General features: G+C 29.4%; 17 protein-coding genes and 1 other annotated feature. Of the genes, 13 read left to right on the forward strand and 4 right to left on the reverse strand.

Annotated elements, in window-relative coordinates; genetic code table 11:
• Positions 1-208 precede the first annotated feature (208 nt).
• A complete protein-coding gene (locus tag FYJ83_RS07850; protein ID WP_154439780.1) occupies positions 209-1,204 on the reverse strand; it encodes an ABC transporter substrate-binding protein in 996 nt (331 codons plus the stop codon).
• 108 nt (positions 1,205-1,312) lie between these two features.
• Between FYJ83_RS07850 and pgsA the strand changes: the two genes are divergently transcribed.
• The 4 genes from pgsA to FYJ83_RS07870 all read left to right on the forward strand — a co-directional run bounded on the left by pgsA (position 1,313) and on the right by FYJ83_RS07870 (position 7,193).
• Complete coding sequence (gene pgsA, locus FYJ83_RS07855; RefSeq protein WP_154439781.1) at positions 1,313-1,861, forward strand: CDP-diacylglycerol--glycerol-3-phosphate 3-phosphatidyltransferase; 549 nt, start codon at positions 1,313-1,315, stop codon at positions 1,859-1,861.
• A gap of 34 nt (positions 1,862-1,895) precedes the next feature.
• Positions 1,896-2,107 (forward strand) — a binding site (T-box leader).
• Positions 2,108-2,178: 71 nt separating this feature from the next.
• A complete protein-coding gene (locus FYJ83_RS07860) occupies positions 2,179-4,830 on the forward strand; it encodes a valine--tRNA ligase (protein ID WP_154439782.1) in 2,652 nt (883 codons plus the stop codon).
• A gap of 13 nt (positions 4,831-4,843) precedes the next feature.
• A complete protein-coding gene (locus FYJ83_RS07865) occupies positions 4,844-6,136 on the forward strand; it encodes a bifunctional folylpolyglutamate synthase/dihydrofolate synthase (protein ID WP_154439783.1) in 1,293 nt (430 codons plus the stop codon).
• 127 nt (positions 6,137-6,263) lie between these two features.
• Entirely contained in the window at positions 6,264-7,193 is a 930-nt protein-coding gene (locus FYJ83_RS07870) for a YncE family protein (protein WP_154439784.1), read from the forward strand.
• On the opposite strand, the gene FYJ83_RS07875 is transcribed toward FYJ83_RS07870, so the two are convergent.
• Both FYJ83_RS07875 and FYJ83_RS07880 read right to left on the reverse strand, forming a co-directional pair.
• Positions 7,185-7,733 carry a DUF4364 family protein gene (locus tag FYJ83_RS07875; RefSeq protein WP_154439785.1) on the reverse strand — a complete coding sequence of 183 codons (549 nt, stop codon included), beginning with the start codon at positions 7,731-7,733 and terminating at the stop codon, positions 7,185-7,187. The genes FYJ83_RS07870 and FYJ83_RS07875 overlap by 9 nt on opposite strands.
• A 109-nt stretch (positions 7,734-7,842) precedes the next feature.
• Positions 7,843-8,055 carry an alpha/beta-type small acid-soluble spore protein gene (locus tag FYJ83_RS07880; RefSeq protein WP_154439786.1) on the reverse strand — a complete coding sequence of 71 codons (213 nt, stop codon included), beginning with the start codon at positions 8,053-8,055 and terminating at the stop codon, positions 7,843-7,845.
• 204 nt (positions 8,056-8,259) lie between these two features.
• On the opposite strand from FYJ83_RS07880, the gene FYJ83_RS07885 reads away from it, so the two are divergent.
• Entirely contained in the window at positions 8,260-8,493 is a 234-nt protein-coding gene (locus FYJ83_RS07885; protein ID WP_154439787.1) for a hypothetical protein, read from the forward strand.
• Between the two features lie 126 nt (positions 8,494-8,619).
• On the opposite strand, the gene FYJ83_RS07890 is transcribed toward FYJ83_RS07885, so the two are convergent.
• Complete coding sequence (locus FYJ83_RS07890; RefSeq protein ID WP_154439788.1) at positions 8,620-8,826, reverse strand: helix-turn-helix domain-containing protein; 207 nt, start codon at positions 8,824-8,826, stop codon at positions 8,620-8,622.
• 139 nt (positions 8,827-8,965) lie between these two features.
• On the opposite strand from FYJ83_RS07890, the gene FYJ83_RS07895 reads away from it, so the two are divergent.
• From FYJ83_RS07895 to FYJ83_RS07930, 8 genes are all read left to right on the forward strand, one after another.
• Entirely contained in the window at positions 8,966-9,127 is a 162-nt protein-coding gene (locus tag FYJ83_RS07895; RefSeq protein WP_154439789.1) for a hypothetical protein, read from the forward strand.
• 2 nt (positions 9,128-9,129) lie between these two features.
• Positions 9,130-9,363, forward strand: a complete 234-nt coding sequence (locus tag FYJ83_RS07900; protein ID WP_154439790.1) for a hypothetical protein — start codon at positions 9,130-9,132, stop codon at positions 9,361-9,363.
• 27 nt (positions 9,364-9,390) lie between these two features.
• Complete coding sequence (locus tag FYJ83_RS07905; protein ID WP_154439791.1) at positions 9,391-9,717, forward strand: hypothetical protein; 327 nt, start codon at positions 9,391-9,393, stop codon at positions 9,715-9,717.
• Entirely contained in the window at positions 9,710-9,910 is a 201-nt protein-coding gene (locus tag FYJ83_RS07910; RefSeq protein ID WP_154439792.1) for a hypothetical protein, read from the forward strand. The genes FYJ83_RS07905 and FYJ83_RS07910 overlap by 8 nt, the downstream gene beginning before the upstream one ends.
• A gap of 39 nt (positions 9,911-9,949) precedes the next feature.
• Entirely contained in the window at positions 9,950-10,381 is a 432-nt protein-coding gene (locus FYJ83_RS07915) for a hypothetical protein (protein WP_154439793.1), read from the forward strand.
• A 422-nt stretch (positions 10,382-10,803) separates the two neighbouring features.
• Complete coding sequence (locus FYJ83_RS07920; protein ID WP_154439794.1) at positions 10,804-11,637, forward strand: hypothetical protein; 834 nt, start codon at positions 10,804-10,806, stop codon at positions 11,635-11,637.
• Positions 11,638-11,699: 62 nt separating this feature from the next.
• Positions 11,700-14,942 (forward strand): hypothetical protein, encoded by a 3,243-nt coding sequence (locus tag FYJ83_RS07925; protein WP_154439795.1) that lies wholly within the window; start codon positions 11,700-11,702, stop codon positions 14,940-14,942.
• Positions 14,943-15,044: 102 nt separating this feature from the next.
• On the forward strand, positions 15,045-15,593 hold the full coding sequence (locus tag FYJ83_RS07930; protein ID WP_154439796.1) for a hypothetical protein: 549 nt from the start codon (positions 15,045-15,047) through the stop codon (positions 15,591-15,593).

The raw sequence follows: 15,593 nt of genomic DNA on the forward strand, positions 1-15,593 counted from the left end.
TAAAATAAAATAGTCTTGGCAAAGATAAAATCAAGATATTTAGTTGTAAGTTTTATCCAGTTTAATATTTCTTGTCAGATTAGAGATGAACGATTCTCTCTAAAGCACAAAGTTATTTACATTCTCACTTTAAATCTTTTTTGATTTTACCAGAAAGGAGCATTTGTTTTCATAAAAGCACAGATTATTTTACACTACCGATATAATTTTATCTTTTCATAGCTTTTTCAGCAAATTCAGTAGTTACTATTTTATTGTATTCTGCTCTTTGATCTAGTTCTCCTGCCAGTTCCATAATATTCATCATATGTTCCAATCCTTCCTCTGTAATAATCAAATCTGGTTTCCAAGAGTCTTGATCTCTATATCTCTCTATTAAAGAGATTAAAACATCTTTATCTGTATCGGGGAATTGGGGCATTACAGCATCAGCAATTTCTTCACTAGTATGTTCTTGAACCCAAACCATACCTTTATAAATTGCATTTGTAAATTTTTGAATTATATCAGGATTGTTTTCAATATATTCCTTAGTTGCAGAATAACAGGTATATGGCAAATATCCACCTTCTTCACCTATGGAAGCTACTACATAGCCTTTGTTCTCTTTTTCCAATGTAGCAGCAACAGGCTCAAATAATGCCACATAGTCACCTTCACCAGCCACAAATGCTCCAGCCATTACATCGAATTGTATGTCAGTTCGTACATTTACATCTTTACCTATTTCTAGTCCGTGGCTTTTGATTACATACTCTAAAGTCATTTCTGGCATACCGCCTTTTCTACCACCTATTACTGTTTTACCTTTAAGTTTATCGAAGGTAAAATTATCGTCCTTTTCTCTTCCTACTAAGAAAGAGCCATCTCGTTGAGTTAATTGTGCAAAGTTAATTACATAATTATCTCGCCCTTGGTTATATACATATACAGATGCTTCAGGTCCCATAAATCCAATTTCAGCTTCATTACTTAATAGAGAAGCCATAACCTTATCTGCACCTTTACCATTGATTAATTCAACTTTTAGTCCTTCTTCCTCAAAAAATCCTTTAGTAATGGCTACATATTGTGGTGTGTAAAATAGGGAGTGAGTAACTTCAACTAACCTAATGGTTTGTAACTCTGTGTTCTTCTTGCAGCCAACTAATCCAAATGATAGCACTATCACTAGGATTAATATAAATGAAACTTTTCTTAACATCTTATCCCTCCTAACATAATATGGGTATACGAAAGCTTTATTTAATGCTATAATATTCTAAAATAGGGTAAAGGTTACTAAATTAGTTATTAGGTTAGGAGGAATTAAATGAATATACCAAATATGATAACGATTTTAAGAATACTATTGATTCCAGTATATCTATACTTTTTTTATTCCAGTTTAAGAGAAAATATTTTATTAGCAGGAATCATATTTATTATTGCAGGAATTTCTGATGTTTTAGATGGATACATAGCAAGAAAATATAATTTAACGTCTAAACTTGGTATAGTTTTAGACCCTATTGCAGATAAATTAATGACATTTACTATTTTGATTAGCTTTACTACAAAAGGAATTATACCTCCTTGGATACTAATTGCCATAGGAATAAAAGAAATAGCAATGATTTTAGGTGGAGCAATATTGTATTTATTTAAAGGAAAACAAGTAATGCCTTCAAATAAATATGGAAAAGTAGCAACTTTATCCTTTTACGCTGCAACATTATCTGTAGTATTTAAATTTCCCGAGTTATTATCTAAAACCTTATTTTTCTTAACTGTAGTTTTAAATGTTATAGCTTTTATAAATTACTTTATAATTTATATAAAAATGAGGCATAATACATTAAATGATATAGTTGACAAATAAATTATATATATATATAATTGAATCAATAATTTTATATTCTGCTTTGATAAAGAGGAGTAAGTAAATATTCTTTACAGAGAAAGAGTTCTAGGCTGAAAAACTCTAAGTTAAATATTTACTGAAGGTAGCTTTAGAGCATTCAAGTTGAAATCAAGTAAACTTGAAGGGTTTTAGCCCTTATATTAGTTAAGAGCCATGATTTTTATGGAATTAAGGTGGTACCGCGAATTACCCTTCGTCCTTACAGTGTTAAGGATGAAGGGATTTTTTTATGACCTAACACAGCAACTAAGTAAATATAAATAAGGAGTGATATTATGTTAGAAAATTTACCAAAGACCTATAATCCAAAGGACTTTGAAGATAGACTATATAAATATTGGAGTGATAATGGACATTTTGAGGCTCATGTTGATAAAACTAAAAAACCTTTTACAATAATGATGCCGCCACCAAATGTAACGGGAAATCTTCATATGGGTCATGCACTTAATAATACTATTCAAGATATTTTAACTAGATGGAAGAGAATGGAAGGATATTCAGCATTATGGCTGCCAGGTACAGACCACGCTAGTATATCTACTGAAGCAAAAGTAGTGGAGAAAATTAAAAAAGAAGGTAAATCTAAAGAAGAATTAGGTCGTGATGGATTTTTAGATGAAGCTTGGGATTGGACTCACAAATATGGGAATACAATAAAAAATCAACTTAAAAAACTAGGAGTTTCCTGTGATTGGAATAGAGATAGATTTACTTTAGACGAAGGATTAAGCAAGGCTGTAGAGGAAGTATTTATTAGATTATACGATAAAGGATTAATCTATAGAGGAGATAGAATAATTAACTGGTGTCCAAATTGTAAAACAGCCATATCAGATGCAGAAGTAGAACATGAGGATTCCAATGGCAGTATATGGCATATTAAATATCCTATTAAGGATAGTGATGGATTTATAGTTATAGCAACGACTAGACCAGAAACTATGTTGGGAGACTTAGCTGTAGCTGTAAATCCAGAGGATGAAAGATATAAAGACCTTGTGGGAAAAATATTGATTCTACCTCTTATGAACAGAGAAATCCCTATTATAGCAGATGATTATGTAGAAATGGAATTTGGAACAGGGGCAGTTAAAATAACTCCATCCCACGACCCTAATGATTTTGAAGTAGGAGAAAGACACAATTTAGGTCAATATATAATAATGAATGAAGATGGAACTATTGGTTCTAAAGGTGGAATATATGAAGGATTAGAAAGATATGAGGCTAGAAAAAAAATAGTTGAAGACTTAGAGAAACAAGGATATTTAGTAGAAATAAAGGATCATCAAAATGCAGTAGGTCATTGTGAAAGATGTACTACTATTGTAGAACCTCTTATTTCAAAGCAATGGTTTGTAAAAATGGAGACCTTAGCTAAACCAGCCCTTGAAGCATATAAAAGAGGAGAACTAAACTTCATACCTGAAAGATTTGGTAAAGTTTATGTAAATTGGTTAGAAGGTATAAAAGACTGGTGTATTTCTAGACAATTATGGTGGGGACATAGACTTCCCGTATATTATTGTGAAGATTGTGATGAGATTATAGTATCAAGAATAGAACCAGAAAAGTGTAGTAAATGTAATAGTACAAAGTTACATCAAGATACTGATACATTAGATACCTGGTTTTCATCTGCTTTATGGCCTTTTTCTACTTTAGGTTGGCCAGAGAAAACTGAAGATTTAAGTTACTTTTTTCCAACAGATGTATTAGTAACTGGATACGATATTATATTTTTCTGGGTAGTTAGAATGGTATTTTCAAGTATGGAACAAATGGGAGAAGTTCCATTTAAAGATGTATTCTTTACAGGACTTGTTCGAGATTCACAAGGAAGGAAGATGAGTAAATCTTTAGGAAATGGTATAGATCCATTGGAGATAATAGATGAATATGGTGCAGATGCGCTTAGATTTACGTTAGTTACAGGGAATTCCCCAGGAAATGATATGAGGTTCTATATTGAAAGAGTAGAAGCCAATAGAAATTTTGCCAATAAATTGTGGAATGCCACTAGATTTGTTTTAATGAATCTTGAAGAAAATGTGGCTAAAGAACAGCTAATTTTAGATAAATTAGAAGAAGAGGATAGATGGATTTTATCTAAATTAAATTCTGTAATTAAAGAGGCAACAGAAAATTTAGATAAGTATGAAATAGGTATGGCGGCAGAAAAGATATATGATTTTATTTGGGATGAATACTGTGATTGGTATATAGAAATGGTTAAATCTAGATTATATGGTGAGGATAAAGAAAGTAAAGAAACAGCAGAAAAAGTTTTATTATTTGTTCTAAAGGATATATTAAAACTGCTTCATCCATTGATGCCATTTATTACTGAAGAGATTTGGCAGCATTTACCAGATAACAATAATCCTTTAATATTAAGTGATTGGCCAGTATATAAGGAAGAATTTAACTTCCCCAAATCAGAAGAAGTAATTGAATTTATTAAATCAGGAATAAAGGGTATAAGAAATGCAAGAGCAGAAATGAATATTGTACCTTCTAGAAAATCTAAACAAATATTTGTGACTAAAGATGAAAATATAAAAAATATCATCAATAATGGAAAAAGATATTTTTTAAATCTTGCATCAAGTGATGAAATAGAAGTAATAGATACAAAAGAAGGTATAGGAGAAGATAATATTTCTGTAGTCTTAGATAAATGTGAAGTGTTTTTACCTTTAAAGGATTTAATTGATTTTGAGAAGGAAATTGAAAGATTGGAAAAAGAAAAGGAAAAACTTGAAGGTGAGATAAAAAGGGTAGTAGGCAAATTATCTAATGAAGGATTTGTTAAAAAGGCTCCTGAAAAAGTAGTGAACGAAGAAAAAGAAAAACAAAGAAAATATGAAGAAATGCTTCAAAATGTAATCGAAAGACTTGAAAGCATACAATCTAATAAATAAACGGGAGGGCAAAATGAAATATCAAGAGGCTTTAAAATATATAAATGATAAAGATAAATATGGTTCAAGGCTTGGACTTGATTCAATAGGAAAGCTTATGAGTCTCTTAGGAAACCCGCAAGAAGGATTAAAATATATTCATATAGGAGGAACCAATGGAAAGGGTTCTACTTCGTCTTATATGGCTCATTGTCTAGAAGCAGGTGGTTATAAGGTGGGGCTATTTACCTCACCTTATATAGAAAGATTTAATGAACGTATTCAAATAAATGGACAAGATATACCAGATGATACATTAGGAAGAATAACTGGAGTTATTAAAGAAAAAGCTAATATTATGGTACAAGAAGGCTATGAACATCCTACTACTTTTGAAATAGTTACTGCCATAGGTTTTATGTTTTTTAAAGAGGAGGAAGTTGATTATGTAGTTTTAGAAGTAGGTTTAGGTGGTAGATATGACTCCACTAACGTTATTTCATCACCTTTAGCATCAATAATTACTACTTTGGATTATGATCATATTGATGTTTTAGGAGATACATTAGATAAAATTGCTTATCAAAAAGCAGGAATAATAAAAGAAAATAGCATAGTAGTATCTTATCCTCAAGAAATAGAGGCATTGGAAGTTATAAAGAAAGTTGCAGAAGAAAAAAACTCAGATTTTTATTTATGTCCTATGGAAAATATTGTAGTTAGAGAAATAGATATTTCAGGTTGTATCTTTGACTTCAACTATGAAAATATAAAGCTACAATCTCTTAAAATATCTATGCTAGGTGAATATCAAGTCTATAATGCCACATTGGCTTTAACTACATTATTGATTTTAAGAGAAAAGAAACTAGTGAATATTTCAGAAGAACAAATTAGGGTAGGATTAGAAAAAACAAAATGGCCTGGAAGATTGGAAGTAATGAGAAATAACCCAACATTTTTAATAGATGGAGCACATAATGTTCAAGGAATCCAGCAATTAAAGAAGGCTCTTAGTCTATTTAAGTATAACAAACTAATTCTTGGATTGGGAATATTAAAAGATAAAGACTCATCACATATGGTTGAGCTATTGGCACCTTTAGCAGATAAAATTATAGCTACAGAGGTAAATATGCCAAGAAAGTTAGATGCAGAAGACTTAGCTAAGGAAATATCTAAATACAATCAAAATGTTTTTGTAGAAAAGGATATAAAGAAAGCCATAGAAAAAACCTTAGAATTAGCCAAAGAAGATGATATGATAGTATTTGGTGGTTCTTTGTATTTAATAGGAGAAGTAAGAACTTTAATAAGACTACTGTAGATTTTCTACAGTAGTCTTATAACATAAATTTTTATGATTTTCAAAAAAAGGCTTTATTTACAAGCCTTTTTTATATTTCACCAATATATACTTACCTGCATAAATTACATATACAGGGGGTGATATATTGAATGAAGATAGAATACTAGTGGCCAACACTGGTGAAGATAGTTTAACTTTAAAAGATTTTAAAGATGATTCTAAGTCTAAAACCATACTTTTATCTAAACTTACAGGGAAAGAAATAGACAATTCCATATTGGAAAATAGCAAACTAGGACCTTATGATATGATTAAAGGAGAAGGAGAAAACATATATATTACAAATTCCTATGATAATTCTATTATGAAAATAGATTTAGTAAGTGAGGAGCTGCTGGGATTCATTAAAATAGGTAAAAATCCTACTTCTATTAAAAAGTTTCAAGGTAAAATTTATATAGCAAATAGTGATTCCAACTCTATTTCTGTAGTTGATGAAAATACATTTTCATTAATAGAAGATATATCTGTAGGAGAAAGACCTACTGATATTCAAATTGATGAAATAGGTTTAAAAGTATTTATTGCCAATGGAAATTGTTATACAATAAATATTTTGGATTTAAATAATGAAAAGATTTCCTCTATAATTTTAACTAAGCAACCCATAAAAATGATAATAGAAAATAATAGATTGTTCATTCTTTCATATAAAGGAAATGGAACTGACAACTATAGTAATCTATCAGAAATAGAAACAGAAAACAACAAGACAAAAATAAGTATAGATTTAAAAGGCATATATGCTAATTTTGTAAAAATAAAAGGTAAAGATTTATTTTATCTTTCAAATGTGGAAAATGGATATATTTATAGAATATCCATAGGTAAAGAAATAAATATTTCAAGATTTTACTTAGGTGGGATGCCGAATAATATTAAATGGAATGGAAAGACAAATCTTTATATCACCAATATTTTAGATGATAATTTAAGTGTGATTCAAGAGTTAAATGGTTTAAGTATAAAAAACATTAGAGTAGGAAAAGAACCGAATGGGATTCTCCTACTCTAATGGGGTGGTTTGTTCATCTGTAAGTATATTAATTATATTTTGATAAATAGCTTCAGGATTCTTCTTCCATTTATCACAAATTAAATCCACCTGTTTTTTTGTGGCTACATCTAAATAAATACTAAATAAAGTATCTTCATTTTCAACTAACTTTAAATTTACCACATATAAATTATTATTTTTTTGAAAATAATCTGTAACTACTTGTGTTTCAACTTTCTTCTCTTTTTCTAATTTGTTAAATTCTTTATTTAACTCTTCTTTAATTTTAACTGGAATTCTTTCTTCAAAATAAGATAAAGCTATTTCTCCTTTTTCTAATAGTATATATACATCCTTAGAATCCTTATTTTCTATTTGGATAAAATTAGAATTAATTAGTTCACTTAAATATTGTTGTACTAAGAAAAAATTCATATAGTTCTTTTCTAATACAAATTCTGTTATTTCAGAATTTGTAAATTCCTTATCAGACAATCTTATTAAATATAATAAAAGGAGTTTGTTTTGTGCTAATTCTTCAGTGTTCTCTATAAACATTTTTTAACACCTCTTTTCATGTATTACATGAATATATTATAGCATAATAAATAGTAAATAGAGAAGTGGAATTCCACTTCTCTATTTTAAAATATTATTTTAAACTAAATTATTTTCCAGCTAATTGATTTTGAGCAGATTCAACTAATTTTTTAACCATATATCCGCCTACATAACCATTTTGTCTTGAAGTCAAATTACCTTTATCTATTGAATCATAATTTGACATTCCTAATTCATTTGCTATTTCTAATTTCATTTGATTTAAGGCTGCTCTAGCTTCTGGAACAACTATTTTATTACTATTATTGTTATTAGCCATTTTTCAAACCTCCTTAATTCAACAACTTATTTTGTCGTTGTGGTATTAATATAACCCTTTTGGAAGTAGATATACTGGTAATTAATTTAAAAATGTATAAAAATAACCAATTGGGAAATAATCATAAGTTTGCCTTTATAAAGTTAAGTAATATAAATCTTATTTCTGAATAAATTATATATATAAGTATTTGGAGGTGGAGATATGAAAAACAGGTATTATAAGAATGATATTAATATTACTATTAGGCTGTTAATAGTTCTATGTGTAGCATTAGTTTTTTTAGTATATATTACTGTTAAAACTACAGGAAATATTGCTACAGTATTTGCTCCAACTAAAGAATTACCAATATACAGTGTAGAGACACCAGATAAAAAAATTAGTATTAGTTTTGATGCAGCTTGGGGGGATATGATATTGGTACAGAGTACTTGAAATTTACTAAGATGGAGTATAGCAATATTTCAACAGATTTAAAGAAAGTCATATAAATAATAAAAAAGCTAGTACCCATTAATTAGTTAGTGAGTAGTAGCTTTTTTATTATTCGGATTATAATTATTATTCGGACTTAACTATCTCTAACACATCTTCTATATTACATTCTAAAGCCGTACATATGGCTTCTAAGGTGTCAAAGGATATAGAGTTAGTATTATTACTAGATAGTTTATGCAATGCAGAATATGACAGTCCAGTCCTTCTTGAGAGCCATGAAATATTTCTTTCGTCCTTGTCTAATAGCTCAAGTATTTTAACATTAATCATGGTATCACCTCCACAAACCAATTATACCATACTATAAGATATAATAAAAGAAGTTTTAAAAGAACATTAAATATAGTGTTGACAGTATAAAATATCTATGGTACAATAAGTATATAGGGTAGAGAAAGGAGATAAGAATATGAAAATTGATGAGTTTCTACACATCATGCAGAAAGTAGCAAGACTTAAAACTAGACTAGAACAAGAAAACATAAACGGACAACAAGCTGAAGTAATATTAAAAGTCTACATCAATGATTTGACAGATAGAATTAATACATCAATGTTAAATGAGGTGTAGGTATGGAAAGCACTATGAAGTTAGGAATGATAATAAAACAAGGCACAGAGAAAGAAGTAAGAAAAGAATATGACGAGTTATTGCAGAAGGCAAAAGATGGTTATGCAGATTTAGTGTATGAATTTGAAGATGATGAACTAGGAACATTTCAAATTAAAGATGAAAATATGAAGATTACATTTTCACTATCGAAAAGTTTGGGAGATGAATATGCAATATATCAGATATTTGAATAAGATTGAGGAATTACACAAGTACCAGTATTGATAAGGGAAGATTTAGAAGATGAAGATGAAAAATTAAAAAAGCTATTGGCTACAAATTTCGGTAGGATGAAAAATGATCCGAATAAACAGAGAAAAGTGGCAGTGCAGTATGTGGAATTATGTGGGTTGAGGCATGGACAGAGAGGCGATTATCGCCAGTCTGCACTTACACAAGCTGATATAGCACAGAATTTAGGAATTTCTGAAAGGGCATTAAGAGAGCTTCTTGAAATAGAACGAAAACTCACACCAGAGATAAAAGAACTCCTCGATACTGGAATGATCTCCAAAACATCAATTACTGGAGGTGATATAGATGTTTGAAAAAACAGTAGATGGAGACATTATCACAATCCGAACCACTCATGGAAGAATATTAACACTACTACAAAGTGCAATTAATGCAAGAATAGAAATGAATAATAGAAGAAAAACTGAAAAAGATGTTAATTTTGCAGAATACTGTGAAAGAGAAAACGAGTCGCTTGAGGAATATCTTAAAGTAATCAACAGTTAATCAATTTAAAATAAAAAATTAACCAAGGGGGAAGTATTAATGAAACTAAATTTAAGAAGAACTGAAGAACTGAAGGAAGAGAAAACCCAAAGAGATGACTTCAATCAGAAGTGGTACGAGTTGTTAATTAATAATAAGCTAGAAAATATGTTAGAATTCGAGAAAATTGCAGAAAATAGCGTATCTGAAGTGTTGACAATAATGCAGTATAGAAATATTTTAAAATCTAGAGGTCGTGGACAAGATATAACTTTAAATAATTTATTGGATTGCCAAATAAAAGAGGAAAGTCATTTATTGAATACATTGCAGGAAATGTTTCTTGAGCCAATTTCAAATGGGCAAATTGAGTATTTCTATAAGAAAGCATCTGAAAAGTACAATGACATGAATGAAGCGTTTAGAGTGTTATATAAAAGAAGGTTAGAGGATCAAGGGCTAAGGTTTATGAGTATAGTTTTGACTATATAAAAACTTAATAGAATGCGAGTTTTATTGTCTTGTCACCTTATAAAAACACAGTAAAACAAAGGAAAACAGAGTAAATAAAAGTAGTTAATATTCAAGGAAACAAGAAAACTAAATAAAAAAGAGTTATCTAAGCTCAACAGAATAGGTAACTCTTTAAGATATATTAATTAATAATAAATATTTCAAAATACACTTGACAATAATAGTACAAGCATGATACAATAGGTATATATGGGTATATCTAGATGGACGTACCTCTGGCGATATTAAAGTTTCTATACTCCTATATTACACTAATTACATCCAACTGTCAAGCATTATTTAAAAGTTTTTTAAAAAGTTTTTTCGAGCATCAAGCTGAACTCAATTCAGGGTGTAGCTACTAAATATAAATATTAATAAAATAAAGGGAGGAATTGTTAATGAGAAAAAATAAAAACTGGATTGAATTATTTGATGAAGAAGAATTAATAAAATCAGAGGTATTACTTAAAGGGCAAAATGAACTTGACCTTAGTGGATTAGGAATTCCAAGCAAAGAAGAAATAAAGGAAATGATTGATTATTTAGATGTAGATTCTAGTAACTTATATTATTTTCATAGTGATATTACTTCATTATTTTACTATATTGATGAGGAAGAGTTTATTTATATAAAAATACCACCTACATCATTAGAAGCAATGAACTTTATAAATGCTAAAAAAATAGTAGGTAGAATTATAAAAAAACAAGCAAAATATATGGACAATGGCGATTATAATGGAGTATTCAATCTGATAGAAACTAAGTATAAAATTGAAGCATTTTTGCAACTATTAAATCTGTACAAGCATAATATGGTTTTAATTAAACCAGAAGAATTATTTGAAATATTTTCAGATGTATACACTCTTTCTGAATTTGGATTTAATGAATTTAATAAAGAAGACTTTTTACTATTATTTTCTATGAATACTAATAATGACTATAAAAGCAACATTGAAAAAGATGGTAATGGATATGTAACTATATATAGAGGTGAGGGAGAGCAATCTTCTCCATTGGATGAGGCTTATAGTTGGACATTAGATAAAGATAAAGCTGAATGGTTTGCTAATAGATATGATACAGAGGAGGTTTGTAGAGTATATCAAGCAAAAGTTCACATTGATAATATCAAGGCTTATTTTGAAGATAGAGGAGAAGAGGAAGTGATTGTTTTTCCTGAAGATGTTGTAGATGTTCAAGTAATATTAGAGAAAAGTTGGTGTTAGCTTCCTTTAAATAGGAAAGCTTTTACATACTAAAATAATAAAAAATCAAGGAGGAATTTATTATGGCTAGAAAAAATAATTTTGTTGAATTGGTTAAACTGGATCAAACCAATTTAGAAGAAAATTTCAAAGTGGTAAATGTTACAGATGATAATATCACAAGAGCATCAAGCTATGATTTTCTAACAAAAGCATTAGAAGTTTATAAGGGTAGAAAATTTGAAAACAATGAAAGAGTTACAGAGTACATAAAAGTTAATTTATCAAAAGATGAAGAAATAGCAAGGCAACAATGGTTTGATGGTATCGAATACGAGGGACATAACTATAAAGCATGGTTTGCAACTGTAGGTGGCATGAAGAAAGATGAAAGTGGTATATGTGACACTATATTTATAAGAGAAGATTATCAGGATTTCGCAGATAAGGTTGAGGATTTAGTTTCACTAGGTAAGTTTAAAGAGTTAGAAGGGAAAGAAATTTGCATCAACAAAGATGTATTATCCCGACTAAGCCTTATAACATCCGATTTAATAGGTGAAATAGATTTACCTAACTTTATAGTATTACCAACGGCAACATTAGATTATATAGAAGATTATAAAACGGTTAAGCCTATAAGGTATAAAGAAATAAATGATGAAGGTGTGGAAGTGGACAAGGTAGATTATGAATTGGTTGATTATCACTTTGACACTAACAAAAGAGATAAGAATGGCGATCCAATAGATGAAATCGAGTGTTTTGATGGCGGAGGAATAGCAACGCCAGAAGTATTTGAATCTATTAGAAAGTCTATGGGAGTTGATTATCCTATAGAATTTAGCATTATTAGAGGTTATGGTATGGCAACGAAGGGGTTAATCACTAAGTTTGACATAATAGGTTACTTAGATAGTCAATATAAAGGCGATACGCCTTATTTAAGACGAGTAAATGGTCAATATGAGTTATTGGACAGGTGGGGAGACTTTAGACCAGTAACGGCTAATACAATGCTTTTAAATGATAGCATGGTTAAACTAGCGAAGTATTTTGATAGTATGGAAGAATATTTAGAAAGAGTCAATAGTGTTGAAGATAAATATAAGAATTTGCTCAATAAATTGTACATAACTAAGATAAATAAAAAAGATAATCAATTAAGCGACTATAGAAGAACCAACTATCAATTAATAAATGCATTGGCATTAACCCCACAGGAATATAAGGTGTTGGCAGAGCAAGACTATCAGATGTTAAAAAAGATTATAAGACCCTTTGATAAGGCAGTATCTAAAACTAGCAATAATGAATTTGTAATTAATACGGATTACATTAAATTATTCTTTAAAAATATTGTAGATGAAGATATTTCTGAAGAAGATGTAGACTATCAAGAAAAATTACATAAAGCATTAGATGGAAGTATAGTTGATAAGGTCAATGAATTGATAAGTTTAGACGAGGACTTTGTTAGACTAGACATGGTAAAAAGAAGTTTAGGTAGTTTAGTTGAAAAGAAAGTTAGGCAATTAGCAAGTGGAAAGGTAACTGTAAAAGGAAAATATCAATATATGGCTTGTTGTCCTATATCATATATAAATTTTGCAATGTATAGAAACCAAGGCAATGATGGACTCGCAAAGGATCAGTTTTATAGTGCAGATTGTGAAGATGGAGATATAAGAACTATATCAAGAAATCCATTGTCGGCTTATTCAGAGGTACATAATGTAGAATTTACTAGAAACAATTTCTTTGATAAATGGCTAAGTCATTGTAGAGAATTAATATATTTCAATCAAAAATCAGATATGCAGAATCTATTATCATCTGCGGACTTTGATGGAGATGGCTTATTACAAATAGATAATGACATTATTAGAAATGCAGTAGTTACTCCTAGGGACGGTAAATATTTTATTACCCTATCCGATAGGAAACAAAAGAAATTGCATTACAATGCAGAAAACAGGTTTATTAGTACATATGAAGCAAGTGGGAATCTAATAGGTAAAATAGCATTAAAAGCAGCTAATGTTAATAGCAACTGTCAAAATGTACCCGACCTATATGATAACATCAATAAAAAATTCTTGAATTGGAATGAATTATGGGCAGAGTTTGAAGCAGAAGGTAAGACTCAAGAAGAATTAAGCGATTATATTAAGGCAAAATTAAAAGATGAGGAATTTTCTTATGGAGTTAAAATGGGACAAGAGCTAAAGGATAGAATGATTGAAAAGTTTTATGAGTATGAAAAAGAAATATATATTATACTCTACAACTCCATGAAGGCTATTGATGCTACTAAGACCTTAGTATTTCCAGATAAAGCGGACATGGAAATCATAGATAGTAAGTATTTTAAGAAAGTTGATTTTCTTAGATATAAAGAAGCTAAAGAAGATGTTATAAATAAAGATTATATATACACTTATTCATTACTAGATAGATTTGCTAAGAGAGTTCAGGATGATTTATTGAATACTATAGAATCACGAGCAAGTAGTTTTAGAGATAGAGCCGATGTAATCCAAGGTAAATTTATAAATGATGAATATAGCAAAGAAATTTATAACCTCTGTAATACAGAAATTCAGAGATTATATAAAAAATATACCGATGAAAGAAGTGCTATATACAACTCATATAGTAGCAAGAAAAAAGCCCTAGACAGTGAAAAGTATTTTAGACAAAATTCAGGAAACTGGTATTGGTATGATGACGATTGGTATATGGGCGTTATTGCAGATGCTAAAGAAGAAAGAAACAAAGGTTATAAGGAATTAGACAAGAAATATATTCCTCTAGCAGATGAAATAATTAAGCAATTTGATTTAGCTACTATTTGTCAATGTATAGCAGATATGAAGAATTGCACAGAAAACTTTATAATATCCCTATTCTGGAAGTGTTTCGAGTTTATTAATACTGATGATAAAGTTAGAATTATTTATAAGAAAGATGATGCAGGGGATATATTATTCTTGCATGAACGATATAAAGCTATTGCAGTTAAGGGATTTGATAATAGTAATGTCGTGGATAGAATTGCAAAGGATGATTTAATTAAAAGGAATATGGAGAAGCGTATTAGGTTTAGAATGAGCGACAAAAGTATCATAAGGGAAATTGAAGAAGATTTAAAACTAGGTCGAGTTTATGAATTAAATTTGAATGATGTAAGAGTTAAAGTCTTTGATGATTTTGCAGATTTAACTAAAGGACAAAAGATATTAAAAATAACAAGTTTTGAGAAAAGAAAAGACGGAAGGTATAGCATTACTGATAAAAGTTTTGGTGCTTATATTCAAGCATAGTAGGATAGATAGGACAACGGGCAAAAACCGCCCGTCGTCTAATTCTAGTGAAGGATGGATAGAGTTAATAAAATATAAATTAAAATTTAGGAGGAACGGTTTATGAATTATGAAGATAGAATGATAATTATGGGTGAAATGGCTACAAAAATTGAGGACAAACTAAAGGCAATTTTAAGACTTAGAACAAGTATTAGTTATACATCTAGTAGCTTTGAAGTTTGTTTATACTCAAGTGACTATGATTATTACAAATTAAATTTAAAATATACTGATGAATTAACTTCAGATAATTATGCTTATATAGCAATTGAAGCATTTAGAGATGCATTGTTAGGCAAAGACGAAAAAGGTTATGTTACTTTCTACAAAGCATCTACAATAGAAAAGTTTATACAAGAATTAATAAAAGAGTATAAAGCCGAAGATTTAATTTACATAAGAGATGGAGAATTATGGGGTGATTTTGAAAATCAATATATTCCAGTTGAGTACATAAAAGATGTTCACTACAACGAAGAGGAAGGCATATTAGCAATTGTTGAATATGACTTAGATGAAAGATATAGATATGAGATAAACTTTAAAAATAGTACAGTTGAGCAGGTTGATATTAATGAAAGATTATCTGTTTTAAGGGGGAATTGCTAA

The organism is Tissierella pigra (assembly GCF_009695605.1).
In the GTDB taxonomy this organism is placed as follows: domain Bacteria; phylum Bacillota; class Clostridia; order Tissierellales; family Tissierellaceae; genus Tissierella; species Tissierella pigra.

What these genes read in the sequence shown, in the direction of transcription:
- FYJ83_RS07850 (WP_154439780.1), bottom strand. Translation starts at nt 1,204, where the DNA reads ATGTTAAGAAAAGTTTCATTTATATTAATCCTAGTGATAGTGCTATCA.
- pgsA (WP_154439781.1), top strand. Translation starts at nt 1,313, where the DNA reads ATGAATATACCAAATATGATAACGATTTTAAGAATACTATTGATTCCA.
- FYJ83_RS07860 (WP_154439782.1), top strand. Translation starts at nt 2,179, where the DNA reads ATGTTAGAAAATTTACCAAAGACCTATAATCCAAAGGACTTTGAAGAT.
- FYJ83_RS07865 (WP_154439783.1), top strand. Translation starts at nt 4,844, where the DNA reads ATGAAATATCAAGAGGCTTTAAAATATATAAATGATAAAGATAAATAT.
- FYJ83_RS07875 (WP_154439785.1), bottom strand. Translation starts at nt 7,733, where the DNA reads ATGTTTATAGAGAACACTGAAGAATTAGCACAAAACAAACTCCTTTTA.
- FYJ83_RS07880 (WP_154439786.1), bottom strand. Translation starts at nt 8,055, where the DNA reads ATGGCTAATAACAATAATAGTAATAAAATAGTTGTTCCAGAAGCTAGA.
- FYJ83_RS07885 (WP_154439787.1), top strand. Translation starts at nt 8,260, where the DNA reads ATGAAAAACAGGTATTATAAGAATGATATTAATATTACTATTAGGCTG.
- FYJ83_RS07890 (WP_154439788.1), bottom strand. Translation starts at nt 8,826, where the DNA reads ATGATTAATGTTAAAATACTTGAGCTATTAGACAAGGACGAAAGAAAT.
- FYJ83_RS07895 (WP_154439789.1), top strand. Translation starts at nt 8,966, where the DNA reads ATGAAAATTGATGAGTTTCTACACATCATGCAGAAAGTAGCAAGACTT.
- FYJ83_RS07900 (WP_154439790.1), top strand. Translation starts at nt 9,130, where the DNA reads ATGGAAAGCACTATGAAGTTAGGAATGATAATAAAACAAGGCACAGAG.
- FYJ83_RS07910 (WP_154439792.1), top strand. Translation starts at nt 9,710, where the DNA reads ATGTTTGAAAAAACAGTAGATGGAGACATTATCACAATCCGAACCACT.
- FYJ83_RS07915 (WP_154439793.1), top strand. Translation starts at nt 9,950, where the DNA reads ATGAAACTAAATTTAAGAAGAACTGAAGAACTGAAGGAAGAGAAAACC.
- FYJ83_RS07920 (WP_154439794.1), top strand. Translation starts at nt 10,804, where the DNA reads ATGAGAAAAAATAAAAACTGGATTGAATTATTTGATGAAGAAGAATTA.
- FYJ83_RS07925 (WP_154439795.1), top strand. Translation starts at nt 11,700, where the DNA reads ATGGCTAGAAAAAATAATTTTGTTGAATTGGTTAAACTGGATCAAACC.
- FYJ83_RS07930 (WP_154439796.1), top strand. Translation starts at nt 15,045, where the DNA reads ATGAATTATGAAGATAGAATGATAATTATGGGTGAAATGGCTACAAAA.